The sequence below is a fragment of the Pseudomonas sp. TE24901 genome (assembly GCF_054058375.1).
Map to the genome: position 1 here is coordinate 37,390 of NZ_JBSSAF010000017.1, position 24,893 is coordinate 62,282.

At 63.0% G+C, this 24,893-nt stretch carries 19 protein-coding genes; 8 read left to right on the plus strand and 11 right to left on the minus strand.

Translation table 11 applies throughout. The annotated features are described in order from the left end of the window. Positions 1–2: 2 nt before the first annotated feature. A complete protein-coding gene (locus ACVWVP_RS26845; RefSeq protein WP_259171235.1) occupies positions 3–1,109 on the minus strand; it encodes an efflux RND transporter periplasmic adaptor subunit in 1,107 nt (368 codons plus the stop codon). A 101-nt stretch (positions 1,110–1,210) separates the two neighbouring features. On the opposite strand from ACVWVP_RS26845, the gene ACVWVP_RS26850 reads away from it, so the two are divergent. From ACVWVP_RS26850 to ACVWVP_RS26880, 7 genes are all read left to right on the plus strand, one after another. Next, on the plus strand, positions 1,211–2,416 hold the full coding sequence (locus tag ACVWVP_RS26850) for a multidrug effflux MFS transporter (RefSeq protein WP_457408985.1): 1,206 nt from the start codon (positions 1,211–1,213) through the stop codon (positions 2,414–2,416). A 76-nt stretch (positions 2,417–2,492) separates the two neighbouring features. Next, positions 2,493–3,359, plus strand: a complete 867-nt coding sequence (locus ACVWVP_RS26855) for a pirin family protein (RefSeq protein ID WP_457408987.1) — start codon at positions 2,493–2,495, stop codon at positions 3,357–3,359. Between the two features lie 166 nt (positions 3,360–3,525). Continuing rightward, positions 3,526–4,971 carry a mechanosensitive ion channel domain-containing protein gene (locus ACVWVP_RS26860; RefSeq protein WP_457408990.1) on the plus strand — a complete coding sequence of 482 codons (1,446 nt, stop codon included), beginning with the start codon at positions 3,526–3,528 and terminating at the stop codon, positions 4,969–4,971. A 122-nt stretch (positions 4,972–5,093) separates the two neighbouring features. Next, positions 5,094–6,518, plus strand: coding sequence for an aldehyde dehydrogenase (gene aldA, locus ACVWVP_RS26865; RefSeq protein ID WP_178922987.1), 1,425 nt, complete (start codon positions 5,094–5,096; stop codon positions 6,516–6,518). A 76-nt stretch (positions 6,519–6,594) separates the two neighbouring features. Continuing rightward, positions 6,595–7,905: an MFS transporter gene (locus ACVWVP_RS26870; RefSeq protein ID WP_178922989.1), complete on the plus strand. Its 1,311-nt coding sequence runs from the start codon at positions 6,595–6,597 to the stop codon at positions 7,903–7,905. Position 7,906: 1 nt separating this feature from the next. Continuing rightward, the gene (locus ACVWVP_RS26875; RefSeq protein WP_017135452.1) at positions 7,907–9,124 is read left to right on the plus strand and encodes a mandelate racemase/muconate lactonizing enzyme family protein; all 1,218 of its coding nucleotides are present in this window, start codon (positions 7,907–7,909) and stop codon (positions 9,122–9,124) included. Positions 9,125–9,150: 26 nt separating this feature from the next. Continuing rightward, positions 9,151–10,764: a GMC family oxidoreductase gene (locus ACVWVP_RS26880; RefSeq protein ID WP_176999091.1), complete on the plus strand. Its 1,614-nt coding sequence runs from the start codon at positions 9,151–9,153 to the stop codon at positions 10,762–10,764. Between the two features lie 135 nt (positions 10,765–10,899). Here the strand turns inward: ACVWVP_RS26880 and ACVWVP_RS26885 are convergent, their stop codons facing one another. Beyond that, positions 10,900–12,294 carry a sodium:solute symporter family protein gene (locus tag ACVWVP_RS26885; RefSeq protein ID WP_259171240.1) on the minus strand — a complete coding sequence of 465 codons (1,395 nt, stop codon included), beginning with the start codon at positions 12,292–12,294 and terminating at the stop codon, positions 10,900–10,902. Between the two features lie 255 nt (positions 12,295–12,549). Next, a complete protein-coding gene (locus tag ACVWVP_RS26890; RefSeq protein ID WP_457408992.1) occupies positions 12,550–13,653 on the minus strand; it encodes a DSD1 family PLP-dependent enzyme in 1,104 nt (367 codons plus the stop codon). A gap of 70 nt (positions 13,654–13,723) precedes the next feature. On the opposite strand from ACVWVP_RS26890, the gene ACVWVP_RS26895 reads away from it, so the two are divergent. Beyond that, a complete protein-coding gene (locus ACVWVP_RS26895) occupies positions 13,724–14,350 on the plus strand; it encodes a helix-turn-helix transcriptional regulator (RefSeq protein ID WP_178922998.1) in 627 nt (208 codons plus the stop codon). Here the strand turns inward: ACVWVP_RS26895 and ACVWVP_RS26900 are convergent. The 8 genes from ACVWVP_RS26900 to ACVWVP_RS26935 form a co-directional block, all read right to left on the minus strand. Then, positions 14,338–14,718 carry a RidA family protein gene (locus tag ACVWVP_RS26900; protein ID WP_176999095.1) on the minus strand — a complete coding sequence of 127 codons (381 nt, stop codon included), beginning with the start codon at positions 14,716–14,718 and terminating at the stop codon, positions 14,338–14,340. The genes ACVWVP_RS26895 and ACVWVP_RS26900 overlap by 13 nt on opposite strands. Positions 14,719–14,725: 7 nt before the next feature. Beyond that, positions 14,726–15,979 carry a dicarboxylate/amino acid:cation symporter gene (locus ACVWVP_RS26905; protein ID WP_457408995.1) on the minus strand — a complete coding sequence of 418 codons (1,254 nt, stop codon included), beginning with the start codon at positions 15,977–15,979 and terminating at the stop codon, positions 14,726–14,728. Between the two features lie 136 nt (positions 15,980–16,115). Next, the gene (locus ACVWVP_RS26910) at positions 16,116–17,075 is read right to left on the minus strand and encodes a threo-3-hydroxy-L-aspartate ammonia-lyase (RefSeq protein WP_457408998.1); all 960 of its coding nucleotides are present in this window, start codon (positions 17,073–17,075) and stop codon (positions 16,116–16,118) included. Between the two features lie 113 nt (positions 17,076–17,188). Beyond that, a complete protein-coding gene (locus tag ACVWVP_RS26915; RefSeq protein WP_457408999.1) occupies positions 17,189–17,977 on the minus strand; it encodes an ABC transporter ATP-binding protein in 789 nt (262 codons plus the stop codon). A gap of 11 nt (positions 17,978–17,988) precedes the next feature. Then, on the minus strand, positions 17,989–18,750 hold the full coding sequence (locus ACVWVP_RS26920; protein WP_457409002.1) for an ABC transporter permease: 762 nt from the start codon (positions 18,748–18,750) through the stop codon (positions 17,989–17,991). Between the two features lie 9 nt (positions 18,751–18,759). Next, a complete protein-coding gene (locus ACVWVP_RS26925; protein WP_176999100.1) occupies positions 18,760–19,512 on the minus strand; it encodes an ABC transporter permease in 753 nt (250 codons plus the stop codon). 259 nt (positions 19,513–19,771) lie between these two features. After that, entirely contained in the window at positions 19,772–22,237 is a 2,466-nt protein-coding gene (locus tag ACVWVP_RS26930) for a TonB-dependent receptor plug domain-containing protein (protein ID WP_457409004.1), read from the minus strand. A gap of 212 nt (positions 22,238–22,449) precedes the next feature. Then, on the minus strand, positions 22,450–24,690 hold the full coding sequence (locus ACVWVP_RS26935; protein WP_178923008.1) for a TonB-dependent receptor: 2,241 nt from the start codon (positions 24,688–24,690) through the stop codon (positions 22,450–22,452). Between the last annotated feature and the right edge of the window lie 203 nt (positions 24,691–24,893).

Here is a 24,893-nt window from a genome sequence, read left to right on the forward strand (position 1 = left end):
GCTCAGTGGTCCTGTTTACGGTTGAGGGCCAATTGCTGGGCCGGCAGCAGGCGCACGCTGTCGCCGTTGTGCAGCAGGTGCGCGCCGAGGGCGACGATGGTCTGGCCGGGGGCCACGCCGCTGTCGAGCAGGGCGTCTTCCTGGCCGAGGCTGGCGACTTTCACCGGGGCAAACGTGACCTTGTCGTCCACGCCGATCAGCCACACGCCGGTGCCTTGTCCCGCATCCTGCAATGCGCCGATGGGCACGCGGGTTTGCTGGGCCTGACCGTTGCCTTGCAGGCGTACGGTGATGGTGGAACCGAGGGCGAAGCGGTCGACGGCGCCGTGCAGTACGTAACGGGCGCGGTAGGTGCGGGTGGTGGGGTCGGCACTCGCAGACAGCTCGCGCAAGGTGGCGGTCACGGCCTGGTCCGGGGCGCCGAAGGGGAAGGCCAGGGCTTTCTGCGAAGCCTGGTCGCGGCTGTTTTCCGGCAGGTTGACGATGGCTTCACGGGCGCCGTCATGGGCCAGGCGCGCGACGATCTGCCCCTCGGCGACCACTTGGCCACGGTCGACCCGCACGTCGGTGATGATGCCGTCGCCGTCGGCCTTGAGGACGGAATAGGTGCGGCGGTTTTCGATTTGGCTGGCGTCGGATTGCGCGGCGGCCAGTTCGGCTTCGGCCACCCGCAGGTTGGTCGCCGACTGGTCGAAGATCTGCCGCGACACGGCGCCGGTGCTGGCCAGGCGCTGGTAGCGGTTTTCATCGTCGCGGCGTTGGCGCAACTGCGCCTGGGCGGCGCTGACGCGGTTCTTGGCCGAACGCAGGGCCAGTTCGAAGTCGCCGATATCGAGCACCAGCAGGGTGTCGCCACGGGACACGTGCTGGCCCGGGTCTACCTTGCGTTCGATGACCTTGCCGCTGACCCGGAAGCCCAAATCGCTTTCCGTGCGCGCCGCCACCACGCCGGTGTAGGCGCTTTGCTGGGTGCCGGCGGCTTCGACATTGGCCGCCAATACCGGGCGGGGCAGGGGCACTTCGGCGGCGGTGTCGGCCTTGCTGTTGCAGCCGCTGAGGGTGATCAACAGGGCCAGGGGCGTGAGAAGACGCAGGGGGAGAAGGTTCATGACGGGCTCCGGGGGTAACCATTGGGCAAAAAATTATGGACATAATTTTTTACGCATATTATGGTCGAAATATAAATTAATCCAGCCCCCGGATATTCCCCATGGCAAACGCCCCGGCACCGTCACGCCGCTTGTTGTTTCTACTGGTTGCCCTTACCGCCTTGGGTGAGGTTTCCACCCAATTGATCATTCCCGGCCTTGGCGCCATCGAGCACGCACTGGCGGCGCCAGCGGGTTCGGCGCTGTTGGCGTTGTCGGCCTTCGTCGCGGCATTCGGCCTTGGCCAATTACTGTTCGGGCCGCTGTCGGACCGTATCGGCCGCCGCCCGGTATTGATCGGTGGCCTGGTGCTGTATGTGTTGGCGACGCTGTCGATGCTGTTGGTCAACGATATTGGTCAGTTCATCGCCGCCCGTGTGCTGCAGGGCTTGGGCGCCTGCGCCGCATTGGTACTGGCGCGCACCGTGGTGCGGGATGTGTGGAAAGCCGAGGCGGGGCCTGTACTGGCCCTGACCATGATCGGCATGCTCTATGCCATTGTGGTCGCGCCGATGGTCGGTGGCCTGTTGATCAAGCTGTTCGGTTGGCACGCGCCGATCATCCTCGCACTGGTGATTGGCAGCGTGGTGTTACTGCTGGCCCTGCTGTTCTTTCGCGAGAGCAACCACTTCCTCGATCCCAAAGCCGGCCACTGGCGCACGCTGGGCGGGCAATACCTGGACCTGCTCAAGGGCCGCCAATACCGCGCATTCGCCGTGGCCCTGGCGTGCACCTATGGCGCCATGTTTGCGGTGATTGCCGGTTCTTCAGCCGTGTTCATCAATCTGCTGGGCTTCAGCAGTCTGGAGTACGGCATCAATTTCGGCCTGATCGTGTCGATGCTCATCGTTGGCTCCACCTATACCCGGCGCAACATCATGCGCCTGGGCCCGCAGCGGATTGTGGCGATCGGTGTGACGATGGTGGCTGTCGGCGGCGTGTCCGCCGTGGCCATTTATAAGCTGTTCGGCTTGTCGGTACTGGGCCTGGATGTGCCGATCGCGCTGGTCACCCTTGGCGGTGGCCTGGTGTTACCGGGCTCGGTCACCGGTGCCGTCATGCCCAACGCGCACCGCGCGGGTCTGGCCGCAGGCTTGATGGGGTTTGCACAGATGTTCGGTGCTACCTGCAGCGGCGTATTGCTAAGCCAACTGCGCGATGGCAGTGCCGCGCCGATGATCATCATCCAGGCCTGTTTTGCGGTGACGGCCTTTATCGCGTTTCACTTGCTGCGTCAGCGCCAAGCCAAGGGATTGTCCTATACATAGAACGATCAAGGCCGCTTTTGCGGGCTAGTGCTCACCGGCCAACCGACTTAAGGTGTACTCACTTTGGAGGTACACCATGAAAAAATTGATCGGCATCTATACCAGCCCTCGCGCCCATTGGGTCGGTGACGGCTTCCCGGTGCGCACGCTGTTTTCCTACGACTCGATGGGCAAGCACATCAGCCCATTCCTGCTCCTGGATCACGCCGGCCCGGCCGATTTCACACCCACCGAACAGCGTCGCGGCGTGGGCCAACACCCGCATCGCGGTTTTGAGACCGTGACCATCGTGTATGACGGCGAGGTCGAACACCGCGATTCCACCGGCGCAGGCGGCAAAATCGGCCCTGGCGACGTGCAATGGATGACGGCGGCCAAGGGCATCCTCCACGAAGAGTTCCATTCCGAGGACTTCGCCCGTCGCGGCGGCGCACTGGAGATGGTGCAACTGTGGGTCAACCTGCCCGCCAAGGACAAAATGGCCGACGCCGGTTACCAGACGATTGTCGACGGCGACATTCCCGTGTTGCCCCTGGCCGATGACGCCGGGCACCTGCGCCTGATTGCCGGTGAATTTGCCGGTGCCCAGGGCCCGGCGCGCACCTTTACGCCTATCGACGTGTGGGACTTGCGCCTCAACGCCGGCAAACCGGTCACTCTGGACCTGCACGCCGGCCGCAACACCGCGCTGGTGATCCTGCGCGGCACGGTGCTGGTCAACGGTGAAGAAGTCGCACGCCAAGGCCAATTGGCGCTGTTCGAGCGTGATGGCCGCCAGCTCACCCTGGAAGCCAACGATGACGCCAAGGTGCTGCTGCTCAGCGGCGAGCCGATCGACGAGCCCATTGTCGGCCACGGCCCGTTCGTGATGAACACCGAGCAGGAGATCCACCAGGCGTTCGAGGACTTCCACTCGGGCAAATTCGGCCAGATGCACGCCTGACCGCTCACCGCAAAACCCTGTAGGAGCCGGCTTGCCGGCGATAGCATCAGCGCGGTGTAACTCATATACCGAGGCGTCTGCATCGCAGGCAAGCCAGCTCCCACATTTTGTTTCCAGCGTTTTCATTTCATGCGATCTTCTCGGCATGTCCCCTGGAGCCGCCTGGATGCCCTCATTTATCGCTGAACACCCGATGCTGTGCGCCCTGGCGCTGATCTTTATCGACATCGCCGTGTGGCGCCTCATCTCCGTCAACCTCGCCAGCTGGAAACTCGCCGCACGCCTGGCGATCTTCGCCGTGTACAGCGCCGTACTGTTCAACGACGGCATGAACCCCATGCAAATGGCGCCCTATGCCGACAACACCGCCTTGCACCTGGCCGCCACGGCCTTGCAGATCGGCTGGTGGCTGTTCGCGGCGCGTACCCTTACGGTGTTGCTCGGCACGCTGATGATGCAGCGGGTCGGCCACACCGGGCGGCTGTTGCAGGACCTGGTGGGCGCGGTGATCTTCCTGATCGCGATCATCGCCGCCATGGCCTACGTGCTCGACCTGCCGGTCAAGGGCGTGCTCGCCACCTCCGGTGCGGTGGCGATCATCGTCGGCCTGGCCTTGCAAAGCACTCTCAGCGACGTGTTTTCCGGGATCGTCCTCAACACCACAAAGCCCTATCAGATCGATGACTGGATCTCCATCGACGGCACCGAAGGCCGGGTCACCGACATCGACTGGCGCGCCACGCGCCTGCAAACCTCCCAGGGCAGCCTGGCGGTGATCCCCAACTCCCTGGCGGCCAAGGCCAAAATCATCAACTTCTCGCGCCCGGCCGATATGTTCGGCCTGGCGGTCAGCCTGCAAGTCAGCCCCCACGCGCGCCCGCAAACCGTGATCGAGGCGCTGGAGCGCGCGATGCAGGGTTGCCGGCCGTTGCTGGCCAAACCGGCACCCAGCGTGGCGTTCAAGACCTCTGCCAGTGGCGGCGTCGAGTACGAAATCAGTGGTTTTGTGCCGACCATGACCCTCAAGCGCGAAGTGCGCAATCAGCTGTACGATCTGGCGTTCCGACACTTGCAAGCGGCGGGGATGGGGCTGTTGTCGGCCACCGAAAGCAGCGCCCCACCGGCCATGTCCGCCGCGCGAGCGCTGCTGGAACGTTCGTCGATCTTCTCCACCTTGCGCCAGGAAGAAAAAGACACCTTCAGCCAGAACATGACCCTGCACACCTACCGCGCGGGCGAGATGATCCTGCCGGCCGGGGAGGTCAGCGATCACTTGTTCATCGTCGAGTCCGGCGTGGTCTCGGTGATGCTGATCAAGGGCGGCCATAAGTTTGAGGCCGGGCGCATGGGGCCGGGGGAGGTGATTGGCGAGGCGGGGATCTTGTCGGACCAGGCTGCGCTGGCGGATTTTTCGGCGAAGACCTTTTGCACCCTGTACCGCATCGAGAAGGAATACTTGAAGCCGTGCCTGGATGCGCGCCACGACATCAGCGAGGCGATGAAGGCGTTGCTCGATTTCCGCGTGCACGCCGCGCAGGCCCTGACCCAGGAGGCGCCGGTGGTGCCGGTGAAGAAGGGCTTCCTGCAGTGGCTGCGCCAACGCGGCTTGTGAGGGCCCAAACCGACTAACCTGCATTTTTCGCACGTTACCCTACGCAATAAATCGTTTGTCCAACGGCTGGCCGATGACAAAACTGCATGTCACTCGGATAACAACAACGTTGGGCGAACCACATGCAACTCGAGCGCAATTTTTTCAACGGTCAATTTGTCGAACCTGCCAGCGACGCGCTGATCGCCGTCTACAACCCGGCCACCGAAACCCTGGTGGGCCACGTCAGCGCGGCCACCGCCGATGAGGCGATTGCCGCCGTCGACGCCGCCGCGATCGCCCAGAAAACCTGGGGCAAGCTCACCAGTATCGAACGCGCCGAACACCTGCGGGCCTTTGCCGATGCCCTCGACGCCTGCGCCGAAGCCATTGGCACGGCCTTGGCCAGCGAGTCGGGCAAGAGCGTCAGCGACGCCAGCAACGAAGCGCGCTACGCCGCCCAGATCACCCGTTACCACGCCGAATGGGCGCGCCGTATCGAAGGCGAGATCATTCCCAGCGATACCCCGGACGAAAACCTGTTCCTGCAACGCGAGCCGATTGGCGTCGTGGCCTGCCTGATCCCGTTCAACTACCCGGTCTACACCCTGCTGCGCAAGATCGCCCCGGCGCTGATCGCGGGCAACACCGTGGTGGTGCGTCCGAGCAACAACACGCCGCTGTCGGCGTTCGAGATCGCCCGTGCGGTGGTCAAGGCCGGCATTCCGGCGGGTGTGATCAACATTCTGACCATGGACCACGGCACCGCTGCCAGCGTCTGCACGCACAAGGCCGTCGGCCTGATTACCCTCACCGGTAGCGTGAATGCCGGGCGCATCGTGCTCGATTACTGCAAGGCCAACATCGCCAAGCCGTCCCTGGAACTGGGCGGCAAGACCCCGGCGATCATCGAAGCCGACGCCGACCTGGAAAAGGCCGCCAGCGCCATTGTCGCCTCCAAGACCACCCACTGCGGCCAGCTGTGCACGGCGGTGGAGCGTGTCTACGTGCATGAGGCTGTCTACGACCGGTTCCTGGCCTTGCTCAAAACAAAGATCAGCGCGGTGAAGTTCGGTGATCGCGCAACCGACGCCAGCCTGATGGGCCCGCTGGTCAACGCCAGTTCGCAAAAGAATATCCACGCCATGGTCGAGCGCGCCGTCGCCGCCGGTGCTGTACTGGAAACAGGCGGTGTGCTGCCCGAGGGCCCGGGCCATTTCTACCCGCCGACCTTGCTCAGTGGTTGCCGCCAGGACATGGAAATCATCCAGGAAGAAATCTTCGGCCCGGTGTTGCCGGTGCTCAAGTACCGCGACATCGATGAAGCGCTGGCCATGGCCAACGACCATCAGTTCGGCCTGTCGTCGGTGCTCTACACCGAGAACTACCGCACGGCGATGAAAGTGGCGAATGCCATTGAAGCCGGCGAGTTGTACGTCAATCGCACCCCGGCTGACCCTTACCAAGGGTTCCACGCCGGCTGGAAACGCTCGGGGCTGGGCGGCGATGACGGTAAGCACGGGATGCTTGAATTCACCCAGACCCGCTTGGTGGTCATGAAGTACTGATCCACGAACACCTGCTGCACCTTCAATAAAAACAATTATCAGGGCACCCGCGCATCGGGTGCCTGAGGTCCACACGATGTCCAAGCCTGCACCCGTTGCCCAGGTTTCCGTTGCCGTGTCCGCGGCAAACAGCGACAAAGCCAGTCGCTACTTCCAATTGCTGTTGCTGGTGCTGGCCGCAGGGGCGATCTACCCGATCCTCTACCTGCGCCAGGTCTACCAGACCACCATGCTGGAGGTGTTCCACATCAACCACAGCGAGCTGGGCTACCTGTACTCCATGCTGGGCACGATCTTCCTGCTCAGCTACCTGCCCAGCGGCTGGCTGGCCGACCGTTTGCCACCGCGTTTCCTGATCTTCTTCTCCCTGGTCGCCACCGGCGCATTGGGCCTGTGGTACGCCAGCGTGCCGTCGATGACCGGCTTGATGATCATCTTCGGCTGCTGGGGCCTGACCACCGGCCTGACGTTCTGGGCTTCGGTGCTCAAGCGCGTGAAGATGATTGCCCACCACACCGAACAGGGCCGTTTCTTCGGCATCCTCGACGGCGGCCGTGGGTTGGTGGAAGCCTTGCTCGCCACCGTCGCCCTGGGCTTGTTCGCCTACGCCACCGAGACCCGTAGCGAGTCGGCCGCCGAAGGCTTCAAGCACGTCGTGTACATGTACTCGTTCATCTGTATCGCCATCGGCTGCGGCCTGGTGCTGCTCAAGGACCCCAAGTCCCTGGCTGAAACCGCAGCGGTGGAGAAGGGCAAGTTCAACCTGATCGCCGACCTGACCACCCTGGTGAAGATCCCCGAGCTGTGGCTGGTGACTGCCATCGTGTTCTGCGGTTACCACATGTTCTGGGCCACCTACAGCTTCTCCGACTACCTGCAAGGCAGCGGCATGACCGCCGTGATGGCCGGCACCATCACCACCATCAAGCTGTGGATGCGCCCCATCGGCGGCATTGGTGGCGGCTGGCTGGGGGACAAGTTCTCGAACATCTCGGTGCTGATCGTCGCCCTGGCGCTGGTGACCCTGGCGATGGTCGGGCTGATCGTGTTCCCGGCGTTCAACAGCCTGGGCCTGCTGATCGGCACGGTGATCTTCATCGGCCTGATGACCTACGCGATCCGTGGCCTGTACTGGGCGATCCTCGACAGCTGTGACATCCCGCTGCGCATCACCGGGCTGGCCATCGGCATCGTCTCGGTGGTGGGTTACCTGCCGGACACCTTTATCCCGCTGATCAACGGCTACCTGACCGACACCTACCCAGGCAAGGCCGGCTACAACCTGTATTTCGGCTACATCGCCTTCATCGGCGTGCTTGGCACCCTCGCGGCCTTGACCCTGCGCGCCCGAATCAACCGTAAAAAATTCAACCAGACAGGTGCCTGAGATGAAAATCGTCGCCCTTGAAACCCATATCGTTGCCGTTCCACCGCCGCACATCGGCGGCATGTACTGGCTGTTCGTCAAGCTCAAGACCGACTGCGGCATCGAAGGCGTCGGCGAGATCTACGCTGCCACCTTCGGCCCCAAGGCCATGCTGCCGATCATCGAGGACGTGTTCGAGCGCTACCTGCTCAACCATGACCCGCACCACATCGAACGCTTCTTCCGCCAGGCCTACTCCAGCGGTTTCACCCAGCGCCCGGACCTGACCATGATGGGTGTGGTCAGCGGCCTGGAAATGGCCTGCTGGGACATCATCGGCAAGGCGGCGAACAAACCGGTCTACGAACTGCTTGGCGGCAAGGTCAACGAGCGCCTGCGCTCCTACACCTACCTGTACCCGGTCAACAGCAAGGGCGAGTACGACTACGACGACCCGGACCTGGCGGCCGAGTGCGCCATCGAGAACATGAACAAGGGCTTCACCGCCGTGAAGTTCGACCCGGCCGGCCCGTACACCGCGTACTCCGGTCACCAGATCTCGCTGGAAGTGCTGGAGCGTTGCGAAACCTTCTGCCGCAAGATCCGCGAAGCAGTGGGCGACAAGTGCGACCTGCTGTTCGGCACCCACGGGCAGATGGTGCCGTCGTCGGCGATCCGCCTGGCCAAGCGCCTGGAAAAATACGACCCGCTGTGGTTTGAAGAGCCGGTGCCGCCAGGCCAGGAGGACGCCATGGCCCAGGTCGCGGCGAAGACCAGCATCCCGATTGCCACGGGCGAGCGCCTGACCACCAAGTACGAATTCTTCAAGCTGCTGCAAGCCGGTGGCGCGTCGATCCTGCAGATGAACGTGGCGCGCTGCGGCGGGCTGCTGGAAGCCAAGAAGATCGCGAGCATGGCCGAGGCCTACTACGCGCAGATCGCCCCGCACCTGTACAACGGGCCGATTGGCGCGGCTGCCAGCTTCCAGTTGGCCACCTGCACGCCGAACTTCCTGATCCAGGAAAGCATCATGACCTGGGGCGGTTTCCATGCCGAAGTCCTCACCAAGCCGCTGCAATGGGAGGACGGCTACATCATCCCGTCCACCGAGCCGGGCCTGGGGGTGGAGCTGAACATGGACGTGGTGCGCAAACACACGCCGTACACCGGTGAGCGCCTGCACCTGCAAATGGCGCCGACACCGGCTGACGTGAAAGACACTTCGCCCGCCAAGGGCTAAAAAAAACGACTACGCGGTAACCGTGAATGACATATGACTACATCATCGCCGGGGCTGGCGCCGCAGGCTGCGTCCTGGCCAACCGGTTGTCCGCCTCGGGCGAACACTCCGTGTTGCTGCTGGAAGCGGGCGGCAAGGACAGCTCCTGGTGGTTCAAGATCCCGGTCGGTTTCGCCAAGATGTATTACAACCCGACCTTCAACTGGATGTACTACAGCCAGCCGCAAAAGCAGTTGGCCGACCGTGCCATCTACGCCCCACGGGGCAAGGTGCAGGGCGGTTCGGGCTCGATCAACGCGATGATCTACGTGCGTGGCCAGGCCCATGACTTTAATGATTGGGCGGCCAACGGCAACGACGGCTGGGGCTTCAAAGACGTACTGCCGTACTTTCGCAAGCTGGAGAACCACCCCCTGGGCGACACCGAGTACCACGGCAGCAGCGGCCCGATCAGCATCACGCCGATGAAGGGCCAGACTCACCCGATCTGCGACGTGTTCCTCAAGGGCTGCGAGCAACTGGGCTATGCCCACAGCGACGACTTCAACGGCCCGAACTTCGAAGGCGCAGGTCTCTATGACGTCAACACCCGCAACGGCGAGCGCAGTTCCAGCAGCTTTGCGCACCTGCACCCGGCGCTGGGGCGCTCCAACCTGACGGTGGAGTTGCATGCCCTGGTCGACCGCGTGCTGTTCGACGACCAGCAGCGCGCCACCGGCATTGCCGTGACCCAGCACGGCGTGAGCCGCACCTTCACTGCGCGCAAGGAAGTGATTCTCTGCGCCGGCGCGGTGGACACGCCGAAGATCCTGCAACTGTCCGGCGTGGCCGATCAGCAGCTGCTGGCCGAGCACAATATCCCGCTGGTCAAGCACCTGCCGGCCGTGGGTGAAAACCTGCAGGACCACCTGTGCGCCAGCTATTACTACAAGGCCAATATTCCGACCTTGAACGATGAACTCAGCTCGTTGTTCGGCCAGTTCAAGTTGGGCCTCAAATACCTGTTCACCCGCAAGGGCGCACTGGCGATGAGCGTCAACCAGGCCGGTGGTTTCTTTCGCGGCAACGAAGAGCAGAAAGACCCGAACCTGCAGCTGTATTTCAACCCGTTGTCGTACCAGATCCCGAAAAACAACAAGGCCAGCCTCAAGCCCGAGCCGTATTCCGGCTTCCTGCTGTGCTTCAACCCATGCCGGCCGACCAGCCGGGGCACCATCCGCATCGCCTCGAAAAACCCGCGTGATGCGGCGCTGATCGACCCCAACTACCTGAGCACCCAGAAGGACATCGATGAGGTGATCCAGGGCAGCCGGTTGATGCGCAAGATCATGCAGGCGCCGGCACTCAAGGGCATCACCGTGGCCGAAGTCTTGCCGGGCGCGGCGGTGCAGACCGATGAAGAAATGCTGCAATACTTCCGCGAGAACAGCGGCTCGATCTACCACCTGTGCGGCTCCTGCGCCATGGGCTCAGACCCGCAGGTGTCGGTGGTGGACAAGCGCTTGAAGGTGCATGGGCTGGAAGGGCTGCGCATTGTCGATGCGTCGATCTTCCCCAACGTGACCTCGGGCAACACCCACGCGGCGGTGTTGATGGTGGCAGAGAAGGGCGCCGACCTGATCCTGCAAGACGCCGGCTAACCCTGTCGCCATCGACTGTAGTGAGCGAGCTTGCTCGCGCCGGAGTGTGCAGCGCTCCCGCTTTTGTGGGGCCGCTTCGCAGCCCAGCGCGAGCAAGCTCGGTCACTACAGGATGGTGGTCTCAGCCTCTACCGGTCAGGTGGCTTGTGTGGCCAGCGGGGTTGGGCGCTGCATCACATGGCTCAAACTCATGATGATCAACGGCGTCAGCAACGCCACGTAGGCGTTATCAACGCCCCACGGGTTCCCCGCCAGAAACCATCCCACCGTTGCCACCAATGACGCAATGATGCTCAAAAACGCCCCCGTCGCTGTGCCAAACCGTGGTGCATAGAACACCAGCAACACCAGCACCGCCAGGGACGCGCGCAGGGCTTTGCCGAGGAAGGCGATCATCAGCACCTTGTCCGAGGTCAGCGCCAGGGCAATGGGCAGCAAACCCACCGCAATCGTCGCCAGGCGCACGAAACGCAGGTTCTTCACGTCGCTTTTTTCCGGGTTGAACCACGGCTCGTAGAAGTCGCGCAGCAGCAACGTCGCCGAGCCCATGCTCACCGCCGAAATGGTGCCAAACAGCGAGCCGGCCAGGCCCGCGACCACCAGACCTGCGGTGAGCTGGTCCATGCTCGCGATCAGGCTGGGAAAGGCTTGCAGCGAATCCACCTGGGGAAACAGCACCGCGCTGCACATGCCAATCAACGCCGCGCCGATACCAAACGGCACCATTAGCACCGCCACGTAGAAACACGCGCGCTGGGCCTTGCCCGCATGGCTCACGGTATTGACCGCCTGGATCACGTACTGGGTGGAGAAAATCGAACCGATGCCAGCGATCATCCACGCGATGATCTGGCCCCAGCCTACGGTGGTCCATTCGAACATGCTGGCCGGCAAGTGCGCCTGCAACTGGCCAATGCCGCCGACCTGCTTGAGGCCGAACCACAGCGCCAGGCCAACCCCCAGGTATTTGAGTGCCGCGTGCACGAAGTTGGTGTAGATCACCGAACGCATGCCGCCGATGCTCACGTACACCACCGAGACCACGCCGACGATGACGATGGCCAGGGTGCGGTCCACTTGCATCACGCTCGCCAACACCGCGCCGCCGCTGGCGTAGATCGACACGGCGACGATCTCCAGGGCAAAAATGGTGATGATGGACGTGGCAAAGCGCGTGCGCTGGCCGTAGTTGCGCGAGAGCACGCCGGAGATGGTGTTGTCGCCCAACTCCTTGTACTTGCGCGCCAGCAGCCAGGCGAACAGCACAAAGCCCAGGGCCAGGGCAAACAGGTTCCACGCGGCCGACAAGCCGACCTTGAAACCGGTTTGCGCGGTACCAATGCTCACCGCCGTGCCGATGAACTCCGAGAGCATCAGGAAGCCAATCAAAAAGGCCGGAAAATGCCCGCCACCGGTGGTGTAGTTGGTGGCACTGCGCGAGTGCCGACGCACGCCGTAGCTGATCAGCGCGAGGCTGAACATGTACAGGCCAGTGATGGACAGGACGATCCAGGAGGAATGGGAGGGCATGGTTATACTCTTTAGGTATTTTTATAGTTGGCGCTAGTTTCACCCCTCTGTTTTGTTGGCGTCTAATATCAAGTGAGTATCAAGTGATACCCACCAGGTATCTAGAAAGCCCCGTAGAAGCCGGCGCATCACCTCCTCCTGTGGGAGCTGGCTTGCCTGCGATGGGGCCTTTGAGCCATGCACTTGCCTCGTGGACGCCATCGCCGCGGTGCGACGATTCGACAAGCCGGGCTCCTACAATGTTCTGTGCATGGGTTACCAGCCGCGTAAGCGTTCCCACACCTCTACGTCACCACTCTCTAACACCGCATGGTAACTGCCGAACTGCGCCCCAGTGGCACACGCATGGTTAGGCAAAATCCGCAGGCGTGTCCCCAATGGAAACTGTGCCACCACCTCCACCTCGTGCCCCTGGAACCGCGCCACACCGTGTTCCTGATTGGCACTGCTCAACAGCAGTCCATCGATCAGTTCACCGGCCTCATCGCACACTTGCCCATAACCAAAGTCGCGCTTCTGCGTTTGCGTGCCACGGTCCCGGCTCATCGCCATCCAGCCGGCGTCGGTGATGATCCAGCCTTTTTCCGGCTGATGGCCAATCACAGTGGTCAGCACGCTCAGGGCCAGTTCATCCGTGCGGCACACGCCGATGTTGTGCATCACCAGGTCGAAAAACGCATACACACCGGCACGCAGTTCGGTGACGCCTTCCAGGCTCACGGCTGACAGCGCGGTTGGCGTGGAGCCCACGCTCACCTGTTCACAACGCATCCCGGCTGCACGAATACGTTCGGCCGCCTCGACGCAGCGGGCGCGTTCCAGTTCGGCGATGGCTTGCAAGGCGTCGGGCGTGTCCAGGCCGTAGCTTTCGCCGGCATGGGTCAGCACGCCCACCAGGCTGTCGCCAAGCACCCGGGCGATCTCCAGCAAGGCGGGATCCTGCGGCTTGACCCCGGAACGATGACCGTCGCAATCGATCTCGATCATTACCGCAAAGGTTTCGCCCTGTTCCCGGCCGAAATCGACAATCGCCTGGGCCCCGGCGAGGCTGTCGGTGATCAGCGTCAACCCACAGCCCAGGCGCCGCAACGCCAGCGCTTGAGGCAATTTGTGCGGTGCCATGCCTACGGCGTACAGGATGTCGTGGATGCCCTGGGCAAAAAAGTACTCGGCTTCCTTGAGGGTCGACACCGTGATGCCACGGGCGCCCGCCGCGATTTGTGCCGCCACCACCTGGGCGCACTTATGGGTTTTGACATGCGGACGCAGTTGCACGCCCAGGCTGTCGGCTCTTTGCTGCATGCGCTCGAGATTGCGCTGCATTTTCACGGTATCAATCAGTGCGGCAGGGGTGTCCATGGTTGAAGCTCCACGATAGGGGGCAGGGTCGAAATTGACGCCCTGTCCAGGACTGGATATGTTGTCTTGCATGAAAAAGACCTCGCTTGAAGAAACCACCCTGATCAGCCAGCTCGAACAGATCGCCGAAGGCTTGAGCCAAACCTTCAGCCCGTTCTGCGAAGTGGTGCTGCACGATTTGCGCGACCCGCAGCACGCGATTCTGGCCATCCACAACAACCTCTCGGGCCGTGCGCCGGGCGACCCGGCCACCGAACTGGGCCTGGCGCGCATCGCCGACCCCGAGTACCCGCAAATCATTGCCAACTACCAGAACCAGTTCAGCGATGGCCGCCAGGTGAAAAGCACCTCCATTGGCATCAAGGACGCCAGCGGCCAATACGTGGCGGCCCTGTGCATGAACGTCGACCTGTCGTTGTTCCGTGGTTTGCAGAGCCTGCTCGAACAGTTCGGCTCGGTGAGCGGCGACAAGCCCGGTGAATCCCTTGACCCGTCCGGGGCCGACGCCATCCGTGCGCGCATCGACCAGTTCGCCGCACGCCTGGCCACCACCCCGCGCGCCCTCAAGGCCGCAGACCGGCGCCTGCTCATGCAGGAGCTCAAGGACTCCGGTTGCATGGACGTGCGCCGGGCCATGGAGACCGTGGCCTCGCACCTGGGCGTGTCGCGCGCGGCGGTCTACACCTACGCCAAGTAGCGCGCCACCGCTTCAATCTCCACCAGGTACCCATGATGCAGCTCCGGCACCGGCACCACCGCCCGTGCCGGCCGATGCTCGCCCAGCGCGGCGGCGTACACGCGATCGAATTCCGGCCAGTGCCGAACCCCGGCCACATACACCGTGACCTTCACCAGGTCCTGGGGCGTGCCGCCGGCGGCCTGCAAAATCGCCAGCAGGTTGTCCAGGGCCAGTTGCGCCTGCTCGGCAAACGGCGCCGACAGGTTATGGCGCCCGTCGGGGCTCACCGGCAATTGCCCGGAGATGTACAGCGTGCCGTTGTGGCTGGCGGCCTGGGAATAATGGCCGGCAGGCGGCGATGCGTTCGGGGTGTGATGCAGAGTCATAGTGGTCTCAAGCACGGGAGGGAAGGGGAGCCGGTTGAGGCTGTTCGTCGGGTGTAGTGCTGCCGATCACTGCCGTGGCCACGCCACAGCCGAACACGTTGGTGGCGGTGCGGCCCATGTCCAGGATCGGGTCCACTGCCAGGATCAGCAGCAAACCGGCTTCCGGCAGGCCCACCATCGGCAAGCCGGCCGCGAGCACCACCAGCGAGCCACGGGCCACGCCGGCCGTGCCTTTGCTGATCACCAGCAAGGTCAGCAGCACCATCACCTGGTGGCCGAAACTCATGTCGATGCCGTAGGCCTGGGCGATGAACATCACGATAAAGGCCTGGTACATCATCGAACCGTCGAGGTTGAACGAGTAACCCAGGGGCAATACAAAACTGGTCACGCGTTTGGGCGAGCCGAAGCTGTCGAGGGCGTCGATGGTCTTGGGGTAGGCCGCCTCGCTGCTGGCCGTGGAGAACGCCAACAACACCGGGCTTCGCAGGAGATGCAGCAGGTGCTTGAAACGTGCGCCCAGGGCGATGTAGCCAGCGCCGCCGATCACCAGCCAGAGCAGCGCCAGGCCAAGGTAGAACTGCGCGATCAACTTGCCGAAGCTCACCAGCATGCCCAGCCCGTACAGACTGATGGTGGCGGCGATGGCGGCAAACACCGCGAGCGGCGCCACCCACATCACGTACTCGGTGATGCGGAACATCACCTGGGTCAGCTCTTCGAGCACGTTCAGGATGCTCGACTTGCCCTGGCCTTTGACAAACGCCAGGCCCGCCCCGAAGAACAGCGAAAACACCACGATTTGCAGCACCTCGTTATTGCCCATGGCCTCGACAATGCTGCGCGGGAACACATGGGACAAAAAGCCCGAGAGGTTGAAGCTGGCGGTGTTCAAACCACTGGCGCCGCTGGTGGGCGTATTCAGGCCAAGCCCTACGCCGGGCTGGAACAGGTTGGCCAGCAACAGCCCGATCAGCAGCGACACCACCGAGGCCAGCAAGAACCAGCTCATCGCCTTGAGGCCCACACGGCCAATGGCGCCGCTGTCGGCCATGCTCGCGACCCCGCTGATCAGCGTGGCCAGCACCAGCGGCGCGATCACCATCTTGATCAGGCGCAGGAACACATCGGTCACCAGGTTGAAGTAACCGGCAAGGGTCTTGGCGGTGTCGGCATCCAGTTGCGCATGCAACACAGCACCCACCAGTACACCCAGGAGTATCGCAATCACGATGGCCCGGGCCAGGTAACGGTTTTTCATAAGCACCTCTTGTTGTTGAGGCCCGGGGCACGCCCGGGCGTTTTTTATCGGCGGCAGTTTTCAGCAGGCAAAGCGGGGCCGTCAGCGCCTCGGCGGGCGCTTTTCGGCCATTAATCCGGTGTGTGCGGGGCGCGGGTCAGCCTTGGAGCAGGCTCGCGTATTTCTCGACGTCGACGTTGCCACCGGTGACGATGATGCCCACGCGCTGGCCCCTGAACCGGCCATTGGCATTGCGCAAGGCCGCCAGGCCCAGGCAACCGGTGGGCTCCACCACCATCTTCATGCGCTGCATGAAGAAGCGCATGCCCTCCACCAGTTGCGCGTCGGACACGGTGAGGATGTCGTTCACCTGGTCACGGATGATCGGAAACGTATGCTCCCCCAGGTGCTGGGTCTGGGCGCCGTCGGCAATCGTGGCCGGGGTATCGATGTGCACGATGCTGCCCGTCTGGAACGAGCGCTGGCCGTCATTGCCGGCCTCGGGTTCGACGCCGTACAGCAGGCAATCCGGCGCCAGGGCGCGGGTCGACAGCGCGGTGCCCGAAAGCATGCCGCCGCCGCCCAGGCCAACGAACAGTGCGTCCAGGGGCCCGGTGAATTCCAGCAGCTCCTTGGCGGCGGTGCCTTGGCCGGCGAGCACGTCGGGGTGGTCGTAGGACGGGATCAGGGTCATGCCGTGCTCTAGCGCCAGGGTCCGGCCGATCTGCTCGCGGTCTTCAGTGACGCGGTCGTAGAACACCACGCTGGCACCGTATTCACGGGTGGCCGCGACCTTCGCTGCCGGCGCGTCAGTGGGCATGACGATGGTCGCCGGCATCTGCAGCAGGCGCGCGGCCAAGGCGATGCCCTGGGCGTGGTTGCCGGAAGAGAACGCCACCACCCCGGCCTTGCGCTGCTGCTCGTCAAAGCGCGACAGGGCGTTGAACGCGCCGCGAAACTTGAACGAGCCGGTGCGTTGCAGGTTCTCGCACTTGATGAACACCTGGGCGCCGGTCTCGGCATCGAGGGTGCGCGAGGTGAAGACCGGCGTGCGATGGGCAAAGCCTTCCAGGCGCTGGGCGGCGGCGACGACGTCGTGGTAGGTGGACAGTTGCATGGGACGGACCTCTGGAAAAGTACCCGGGCACGGAAGCCCTGTTGTCTATGTCTGGATAAAATATCCATATCAAGACAAATTGTAAAGTTCCGTCTGTCACATGCGCTTTGGCATCAGTGGCCCACGAGTTCCTCCAGCAACTGCTCCTTGTAGGCTTGCAGTACCGGCGAGGTTCGGTCTCGTGGGTGGGGCAGGTCGACGCGGATTTCATGCTTGATCCGCCCAGGGTGGGCGTCCATCACAATCACCCGGTCACCCAGGTACAGCGCTTCTTCGATATCGTGGGTCACCATGATCACCGTGCAACGCTGTTGCACCCAGATACGTTGCAGCTCCCGTTGCAGGTGCACGCGGGTCAACGCATCCAGGGCGCCCAGGGGTTCGTCCAGCAGCAACACCTTGGGCTTGTTGATCAGCGCCCGCGCGATTGCCGCACGTTGTGCCATGCCACCGGAGAGTTGATGGGGGTAGGCGTTCTCGAAGCCGCTGAGGTTCACCAAGGCAATATGCTCGGTCACCAAACGGCTTTTTTCGGCCTGGGGCAGCGTGTGGTTTTTCAGGGCCAGGGCGATGTTCTGGCTGACGGTCATCCACGGGAACAGGCGGTGGTCCTGGAACACGATGCCGCGCTCCAGGCCTGTGGAAGCGATGCGCTTGCCGTCCAGCAGGATGTCGCCTTGGTACTCGGCTTCCAGCCCGACGATCAGGCGCAGCAGGGTGGATTTACCGCAGCCGCTGGCGCCGACAATGCTGATGAATTCCCCCGGGCGCACGTCGAGGTGGATGTCCTGCAGCACCGGCAGGTCGCGGCCTTCGATGCGATAGGCCTTGTTCAGGCCGCGAATCTGCAGGGCGCCGGTCTGCACGTGCTGGTGGAGGGTGTGATGGGCAATGGCATTCATATCGGGACCTTTCAACGGAGGTTGCGCCAGCGCAACAGGTGGCGGCTCAGCAGGGTGAACAACAGCGTCATCAAGTAGCCGAGCAAACCGATGCACAGCACACTCAGCACGATCACTTCCATGCGTGAGCCGGCTTCGGCGTTCATCATCAAATTGCCCAGGCCGGCGCCGGAGGACAGGAACAGCTCACTGCCGATCGCCGTGACCCAGGCAAACGCCAGGGCGTGCAACACGCCGGTGGCGATGCTCGGCAACGCGGCGGGCAGCAACACTTGGGTGAACTGTTGCAGCGGCGTCAGCACCAGCACCTGGCCGACTTCACGGTAGCGGCGTTCCACATGGCTGAAGCCTTGATAGGTGTTGAGCACCATCGGGTAAAACGCCGCGAGGCTGACGATCAGCACCTTGGAGAACTCGCCGTTGCCGAACCACATGGCAATCAGCGGGATCCAGCCGAGCATCGGCACCTGGCGAATCGAATGGAACAGCGGGCCGATCAAGCGGTTGGCCACGCCTGACAGCGCCATCAGCACCCCCAGCGTCACGCCGAACAGGATGCCCAGCACCAGGCCGGTGCTGGTGCGCGCCAGGCTGGCCAGCAGGTTGACCAGCAACTCGCCGTTGACGAGCATTTCCCACAGCGCGGCGCCGATCGCCGACAGCGGCACAAACGCATACGCGCCTGCCGCGTCCTGGCGCGAGGCGTATTCCCAGGCCAGGATCAACAGCAGTGGCAGCAACAGGCCGCGTGATTTTCTCAACAAGGGCAGCATGAGGAACTCCTAGCGGGTCTGCCAACGGAACAGGCGTTGTTCGAGGCGACGAAAGCCGTAGTCGAGGCCGAAGCCGATCACTCCGGTGACCACCACGCCAACCATCACCACATCGATGCGCAGCATCTGCCGGGCCATTTCGATCATCTGTCCCAGGCCGCTGTCGGCCGCCAGCAATTCGGTGGCCACCAGCACCACCCAGGCGCGGGTCAGGCTGATGCGAAAACCGGTGATGATCGGCGGCGCGGCGGCGGGCAGGGCCACCAGGCGCACAAACGTCGGCCAGCGCAGGCGGTACACATCGGCCACTTCAAAATAACTGCGCGGGATGCCACGCACGCCTTCGCCGGCCGCCAGGGCCACGGGGAAAAACGCGGTCTTGGCGACGATGATGATCTTGAAGGTTTCGTCGATACCGAACAGCAGCACGAACATTGGGATCAAGGCGATGCTGGGGATCTGGCGCAGGGTGTGGAACAGTGGGCCGCAATACGCCTCGACGTTCTTGGACAGCGCCATCAGCACGCCAAAGGCCAGGCCGCACAGCGAGCCGATGCCAAACCCCAGGCCCAGGCGTGACAGGCTGTTGCCCAAGTGATCGAGCAGTTCGCCGCTGGCGAGCAGTTCTTCAAAGGTTTGCAGCACCTGGGCCGGTGGCACCAGCAGGTTGCGCGGGAAAATGCCGAGATGGGCTACCAGCGCCCAGGTGGCGAGCAGGGCGAGGGGTGAGATAAGCCAGGAGAGCAGTCGAAGGAGGCGCATGGCGGGTCTTAATTGGACTAAGTACCCGCTGGCTATCGCAAGACATGTGCCATGTATGAATCCCGAACACCCTGAAGATCTCCTGTAGGCGCTGGCTTGCCAGCGATAGCGATGTTCCGGTCGACATCATGGTTGGCTGTGCCGCCGCCATCGCGGGCAAGCCAGCTCCTACAGTGGATATTTGTTCCTTCAGGGAGAGCGGGTTGATGCCTGGGCAGCAGAAGGGTGCTGCTGGAGCAGCACCCATTCAGCAGTCGCCTCAGAAGTCGTAGCTCACACTGGTGTAGTAGAACGCCCCCTGGGCACCTTCGGGGCTGGTGATCGAGTACTTCGGCACGCCGTACAACTGCGCACCGTCGGCCTTGTCCGGGTGGGTGTCGAACAGGTTGATCGCGCCCACCGAGACCTTGATGCCCTTGTGGAAGGTGTACGACAGGTCCACGTCGGTCACCCATTGTGGGCTGAAGGTCTGGTCCAGGTTGGGGTTGGTGGCGTTGAGGCTTTTCCATTCGCCATACCGACGCTGCGCCACGGTGAGGCCCCAGTTCTCATACAGCCAGTTGGCGCTCAGGGTCAGCTTGGAGTCCGGCGTGCCGTCTTCGATCAGGCCCTGGGTGTTGCGCCCGACAATCTGCGAACCCTTGATATTGCCCACGTCACGCAAGCCGGTGATGGTGGTATTGGTCTTGGCAAAGCCGCTGCTCAGGTTCAGGCGTCCCCATTGCTGCAGGTCCCACTGGTAGTTGCCGGTCAGCTCGATGCCGTCGGTGCGGGTGTCGGCCACGTTGGTGTAGAACGCCGCGCTCTGGATGTTGGCGTAGGGCGTGCCGGCAAAGATCGGCGTCACCACGCTGGCTGGCAATTGGTCGGAGAGGGTGATGCGGTTGTCGATGTTGATGCGGTAGGCGTCCACCGTCACCGAGGCGTTTTCCAGGGGGCGCCACACCAGGCCGAGGGAGTAGTTGGTCGACTCTTCCGGCTTGAGCGCCTTGCCGCCCAGGGCCTGGGCTTCGGGGCTGTTGGCGCGCAGCGTACGTTGCTGCACCTCCACGTAGTTGCCGCTGCCCGGCGGCTGCTCCACCACCTGCACACTGAACGACGACATGCCGCTCTGCACCAGCGAGGGCGCACGGTAGCCGGTGCTGGCCGTGGCTCGTGCGGCAATCTGCGGGGTGAAGTCATAACGCAGCGACAGCTTGCCGTTGGTGGTGTCGCCGAAGTCCGAATAGTGCTCAGTGCGCACCGCCACGCCGGCCTGGAATTTCTCGGTGATCTGGCCTTCGACGTCGATGTAGGCGCCGAGCACCTTGCGCTCCAGGGACGCTGCGTCCACCTGGGTGATACCCGAGTAATAGCCGGGAATGCGCCGCCCGGTGATCGGGTCGACCGTATTGAACAACGGCCCGTTCTGCCAGCCGGCCGCCTCGCCGGCACTGAGTTGGTAGTTCTCTTTGCGCCAGGCCAGGCCGGCCGACAGGGTCAGCGGCTTGAACAGCAAGTCGGTGGGGAAGTCCCGCACCCAGTCCAGGGTCAGGTTGGTCTGGTCGTTCTCGCGCTTGCCGGTGTAGATGTTCGACGGGCTGTTCACGCCATAGCTGGGGTTGATCGCGTTGCGGTCATCGGAGGTGAGCGTGTTGTTGCCATGGTTCAGCGCCAGGTCGAACTTGCCCAATTGATCATTCTCAAAACGCAGGCCACCGGTCACGGCATAGTCTTCCAGGCCGTAGCGGGTCACCGGCAAGCGACCGTCCGGGTAACGTTGCAACGCGGTGCTGCCGTAGTTGTTGCGCAAGGTGGTGGGCGGGTCGAAGAAGCCTTCGGCGTCAGTGTTCTTGTGGGCGTAGGTGGCGAAGCCGTAGGCGGTGAAACCCTCGCCGAGGCCGATCTCGCTGTTGGCCACGACGTTGTACTGGTCCGAGACATTGCCCGAGCCCCAGCGCCAGGTGCGGTAGCGGTTGTTCTGCTCGCGCGGCGTGTTGACGCTGGTGTCGCCGGGATAAAAGATCCGGTTGTCGGGGTTGGTGTCGCTGGCCGGGTCCTGGCTGCCGGCGTCGAAACTCAGGGTGAGGAAGCCGTCGTTGGGCAGTGCAAAACCTTTCCAGCCACTGAGCTTGCGTTGGATACCGTCGCCTTTGTCATAGCCACCGAAGCGGTAGCCGAGGTTGCCGCCGTCGTCGTTTTCCTTGAGCACAATGTTGATCACCCCAGCGATGGCGTCGGAGCCGTATTGCGCGGCGGCGCCGTCGCGCAGGATTTCCACGCGCTGGATCGCGCTCAGCGGGATCAAGCTCAAGTCGACGGCGGCCGCACCGCGCCCGTTCACCAGGCTCTGGCGGGTGATGTTGGCGCTGCTGTGACGGCGCTTGCCGTTGACCAGCACCAGCACTTGGTCCGAGGCCAGGCCGCGCAGCGACGCGCCTTGGGCGATGGAACCGGCGAACGCGCCCTGGGGCGATTGCGGGAAGTTGAACGACGGCGACAGGGCGGTGAGCGCACCGGACAAATCGGTGGCGCCGGTCTGCTGCAATTGCTCGCCGGACAGCACGTCGATGGGCGCTGCGCTCTGCAGGGCGGTCAGGTCACTGCGGCGGGTGCCGAGCACCACGACGGTGTCCAGGTGATCATTTTTTGCGGTGGGCTGGGTGGTGTCTGCCGCATAGACAGGCACGGCAAGGCTGCCCATGACCAGCGCAATGGCGCCGGCCAACGGAGTGCGTTGGAACATAAAAGTGGTCCTTTCAACAGTTGAACGTTGGCGTCTGCGCGCCGGGCTCTATTGCCGTGCCGATGAGATCAAAGGTGGGAGCTGGCTTGCCTGCGATAGCGGTGGGTCAGACGATGACCTTGTCGGCTATGCAATCGCCTTCGCAGGCAAGCCAGCTCCCACAGTTGATCGGTGTCGTTTGGGAGAGCCGGTTTTGGCAGTGAGTCAGGGGGTTAGAAGCGGCTGGTCACGCTCAGGCCCACGGTGCGGGGGTCGCCATAGGTGATCACGTATTGGCCAAGGCCACCGTTGGGCCGGCCATGGACTTGGTAGCGGCGGTCGGTGAGGTTGTTGACGAAACCGGTGACGCTGAGTTTTTCGTCGGCGCTGTACCAGGTCAGCCGGCTGTTGGCCAAGGTGTAGTGGGGCTGGCTCAGGTCTTTGTCGGCGCTGCTCTGGCGGTCGGCGAGGAAGTATTCCTTGTCGCGGAAACTCACGTCGGCACCGGCCACCAACTTGCCGCCGATGGCCAGCGGGAAGGTGTAGTCGCCGCCCAGGGACACCACGTTACGCGGCGAGCGCACGAAGCTGTTGCCGCTGTAGTCGCCGGTGACCGCACCGGTGTTGGGGTTGGTGTTCTTGAAGTCGGTGTATTCGGTGTCCAGGAACGAGATCGCCGCGCGCAGGTGCAGGTAGTCGGTCGGTTGGCCTTCCAGCTCCAGCTCGGCGCCCTTGACCTTGCCCTTGGCGCCGTTGGTGAGCGCGGTGGTCAGCACGCCGTTGTTGACCGTCAGCAGGTTCACCTGAATATCCGAGTAGTCGTAGTAGAAGATATTCGCGTTGGCCGTGAGGCGGTGGTTGAACCACTCCGACTTCACACCGAACTCATAGGCGTCGAGTTGTTCCGGGTCCACCGTGGTCAGCTGCGACAAGCTGGTGGACAGCCCGGTGTTGAAGCCCCCGGAACGGAAACCGTGGGCATAACGGAAGAACACCCGCACGTTGTCGTTGATGCGGTATTCCGGGGTGAGGTCGTAGGTCCAGGCTTCCCAGGTCTTGTCTTCCTGGCGGTTGCCGTTGGTGCCGACACCGGCCAGCGGGATCAACGGGCCGTTGGCCGTGGCGCGGGTCAACTGGGTGAGGTTGAGGTCGATGTCTTTCTTTTCCTGGGTCCAGCGCAGGCCACCGGTGACGCTGAAGTTGTCGGTGAAGTCGTAGGTCAGGTTGCCGAACAGCGCGTAGCTGTCGGTCTTGTGGTCGTAGCTCAGGTCACGAAAGTCCGTGGCGCCGCCGATCTGGTTAGAGCCGGTGCCATTGGGTGTCGGCCCCGGCACGATGAAACGCCCGGCCTGGCTGTCGAGGTCCTCATGGAAATAGTGCGCGCCGGCCAGCCAGCGCAGGGTCTCCTGCTGGGGCGAGGCCAGGCGGATTTCCTGGGAATACTGGGTGTATTTGTTGTCGGCGGTGGAGGTACCGTTGACCTCGTACGGCGTGTAGTCGGCGTCACTGCTGGACTGGCCGCGAATGTAGTCGTACGCCGTGATCGACGTGAGCGTGTAGTCGCCCAGGTGCCAGTTGAGGGTCAGCGAGGTGCCGTCGTGGTTGAGCTTGGAGTCGTCATCCACGTTCAGCGCGATATTTCGCCCGGCCGGGCGCTGGTAGCCCACGTTGTAGTAGCGGCCCAGGGTCAGCGCACCGTTGGCGCCGTCGCCCTTGAACTCACGGCTGTGGATCTTCCACAGGGCGTCGAGGTCGTCGTTGAGCTGGGCGAAAAACTGCAGGCGCACGGCCTTTTTATTCACGTCGCCGTAGGTGTGGTCGTCCACCAGGTTTTTCTGGAAGCCGTCGCGTTCTTCCGAATACAGGGAGATCCGCGCGGCGAGTTTCTCGTCCACCAACGTGCCGCCCAGGGCGCCGCTCAAGATGCGTTCGTTCTTGCTGCCAAAACCGATGGTGCCGAAGCCGTCGGTATCGAAGGTGGGCTTTTTCGAGATGATATTCACCGCGCCCGCCGTGGTGTTCTTGCCGTACAGCGTGCCTTGCGGGCCGCGCAGGATCTCGATGCGCTCCAGGTCCCACAGCGGCCCGCCCCCGGCAATCGGCGCGTTGAGGTAGACATCGTCGGCATAGATACCCACCGGGTACACCGTGGCCGCGCCGGTGTCGCCGGTGCCCAACCCACGGATGTACCAGCGCGGGCGGCCATCGCCGTCCGGGTTCTTCGCCGAGGCGTTGGGAATGAAGGTGGTGATGTCGCCCATGTTGCGCACGCCGTCGGCCACAATGTTGGTGCCCTGTACCGCCGACACCGCCACTGGCACCTCTTGAAGGGTTTGCTCGCGGTGTTGTGCAGTGACGGTCACGGTCTTGAGTGCCGGTTCGGTTTGAGTGGTGTCATCTTCAGCGGCGTGAGCGCTGCCTGCAACGAGTAACGCGAGCCATAAGCCCTTGGTGATTGGATTGATGGTATGCATGAAAGTCTCCCCCGGAAAATGTGTCCTTGAAGGGGGTAGAGCAGAGATCGTGCCAAGAGGATTTCAGGATGGATACAGATGCATAACCTACTGTTATTTAACGGATAAATAATTATAGATGACACCTTTTAACGAAGAAATTCGGCACGTGTGTAGGCCGTGAAAACAGCCTGTCGAGGATTCAGCAGAAGTTGCTTGGAGGG

What these genes read in the sequence shown, in the direction of transcription:
- ACVWVP_RS26845 (WP_259171235.1), bottom strand. Translation starts at nt 1,109, where the DNA reads ATGAACCTTCTCCCCCTGCGTCTTCTCACGCCCCTGGCCCTGTTGATC.
- ACVWVP_RS26850 (WP_457408985.1), top strand. Translation starts at nt 1,211, where the DNA reads ATGGCAAACGCCCCGGCACCGTCACGCCGCTTGTTGTTTCTACTGGTT.
- ACVWVP_RS26855 (WP_457408987.1), top strand. Translation starts at nt 2,493, where the DNA reads ATGAAAAAATTGATCGGCATCTATACCAGCCCTCGCGCCCATTGGGTC.
- ACVWVP_RS26860 (WP_457408990.1), top strand. Translation starts at nt 3,526, where the DNA reads ATGCCCTCATTTATCGCTGAACACCCGATGCTGTGCGCCCTGGCGCTG.
- aldA (WP_178922987.1), top strand. Translation starts at nt 5,094, where the DNA reads ATGCAACTCGAGCGCAATTTTTTCAACGGTCAATTTGTCGAACCTGCC.
- ACVWVP_RS26870 (WP_178922989.1), top strand. Translation starts at nt 6,595, where the DNA reads ATGTCCAAGCCTGCACCCGTTGCCCAGGTTTCCGTTGCCGTGTCCGCG.
- ACVWVP_RS26875 (WP_017135452.1), top strand. Translation starts at nt 7,907, where the DNA reads ATGAAAATCGTCGCCCTTGAAACCCATATCGTTGCCGTTCCACCGCCG.
- ACVWVP_RS26880 (WP_176999091.1), top strand. Translation starts at nt 9,151, where the DNA reads ATGACATATGACTACATCATCGCCGGGGCTGGCGCCGCAGGCTGCGTC.
- ACVWVP_RS26885 (WP_259171240.1), bottom strand. Translation starts at nt 12,294, where the DNA reads ATGCCCTCCCATTCCTCCTGGATCGTCCTGTCCATCACTGGCCTGTAC.
- ACVWVP_RS26890 (WP_457408992.1), bottom strand. Translation starts at nt 13,653, where the DNA reads ATGGACACCCCTGCCGCACTGATTGATACCGTGAAAATGCAGCGCAAT.
- ACVWVP_RS26895 (WP_178922998.1), top strand. Translation starts at nt 13,724, where the DNA reads ATGAAAAAGACCTCGCTTGAAGAAACCACCCTGATCAGCCAGCTCGAA.
- ACVWVP_RS26900 (WP_176999095.1), bottom strand. Translation starts at nt 14,718, where the DNA reads ATGACTCTGCATCACACCCCGAACGCATCGCCGCCTGCCGGCCATTAT.
- ACVWVP_RS26905 (WP_457408995.1), bottom strand. Translation starts at nt 15,979, where the DNA reads ATGAAAAACCGTTACCTGGCCCGGGCCATCGTGATTGCGATACTCCTG.
- ACVWVP_RS26910 (WP_457408998.1), bottom strand. Translation starts at nt 17,075, where the DNA reads ATGCAACTGTCCACCTACCACGACGTCGTCGCCGCCGCCCAGCGCCTG.
- ACVWVP_RS26915 (WP_457408999.1), bottom strand. Translation starts at nt 17,977, where the DNA reads ATGAATGCCATTGCCCATCACACCCTCCACCAGCACGTGCAGACCGGC.
- ACVWVP_RS26920 (WP_457409002.1), bottom strand. Translation starts at nt 18,750, where the DNA reads ATGCTGCCCTTGTTGAGAAAATCACGCGGCCTGTTGCTGCCACTGCTG.
- ACVWVP_RS26925 (WP_176999100.1), bottom strand. Translation starts at nt 19,512, where the DNA reads ATGCGCCTCCTTCGACTGCTCTCCTGGCTTATCTCACCCCTCGCCCTG.
- ACVWVP_RS26930 (WP_457409004.1), bottom strand. Translation starts at nt 22,237, where the DNA reads ATGTTCCAACGCACTCCGTTGGCCGGCGCCATTGCGCTGGTCATGGGC.
- ACVWVP_RS26935 (WP_178923008.1), bottom strand. Translation starts at nt 24,690, where the DNA reads ATGCATACCATCAATCCAATCACCAAGGGCTTATGGCTCGCGTTACTC.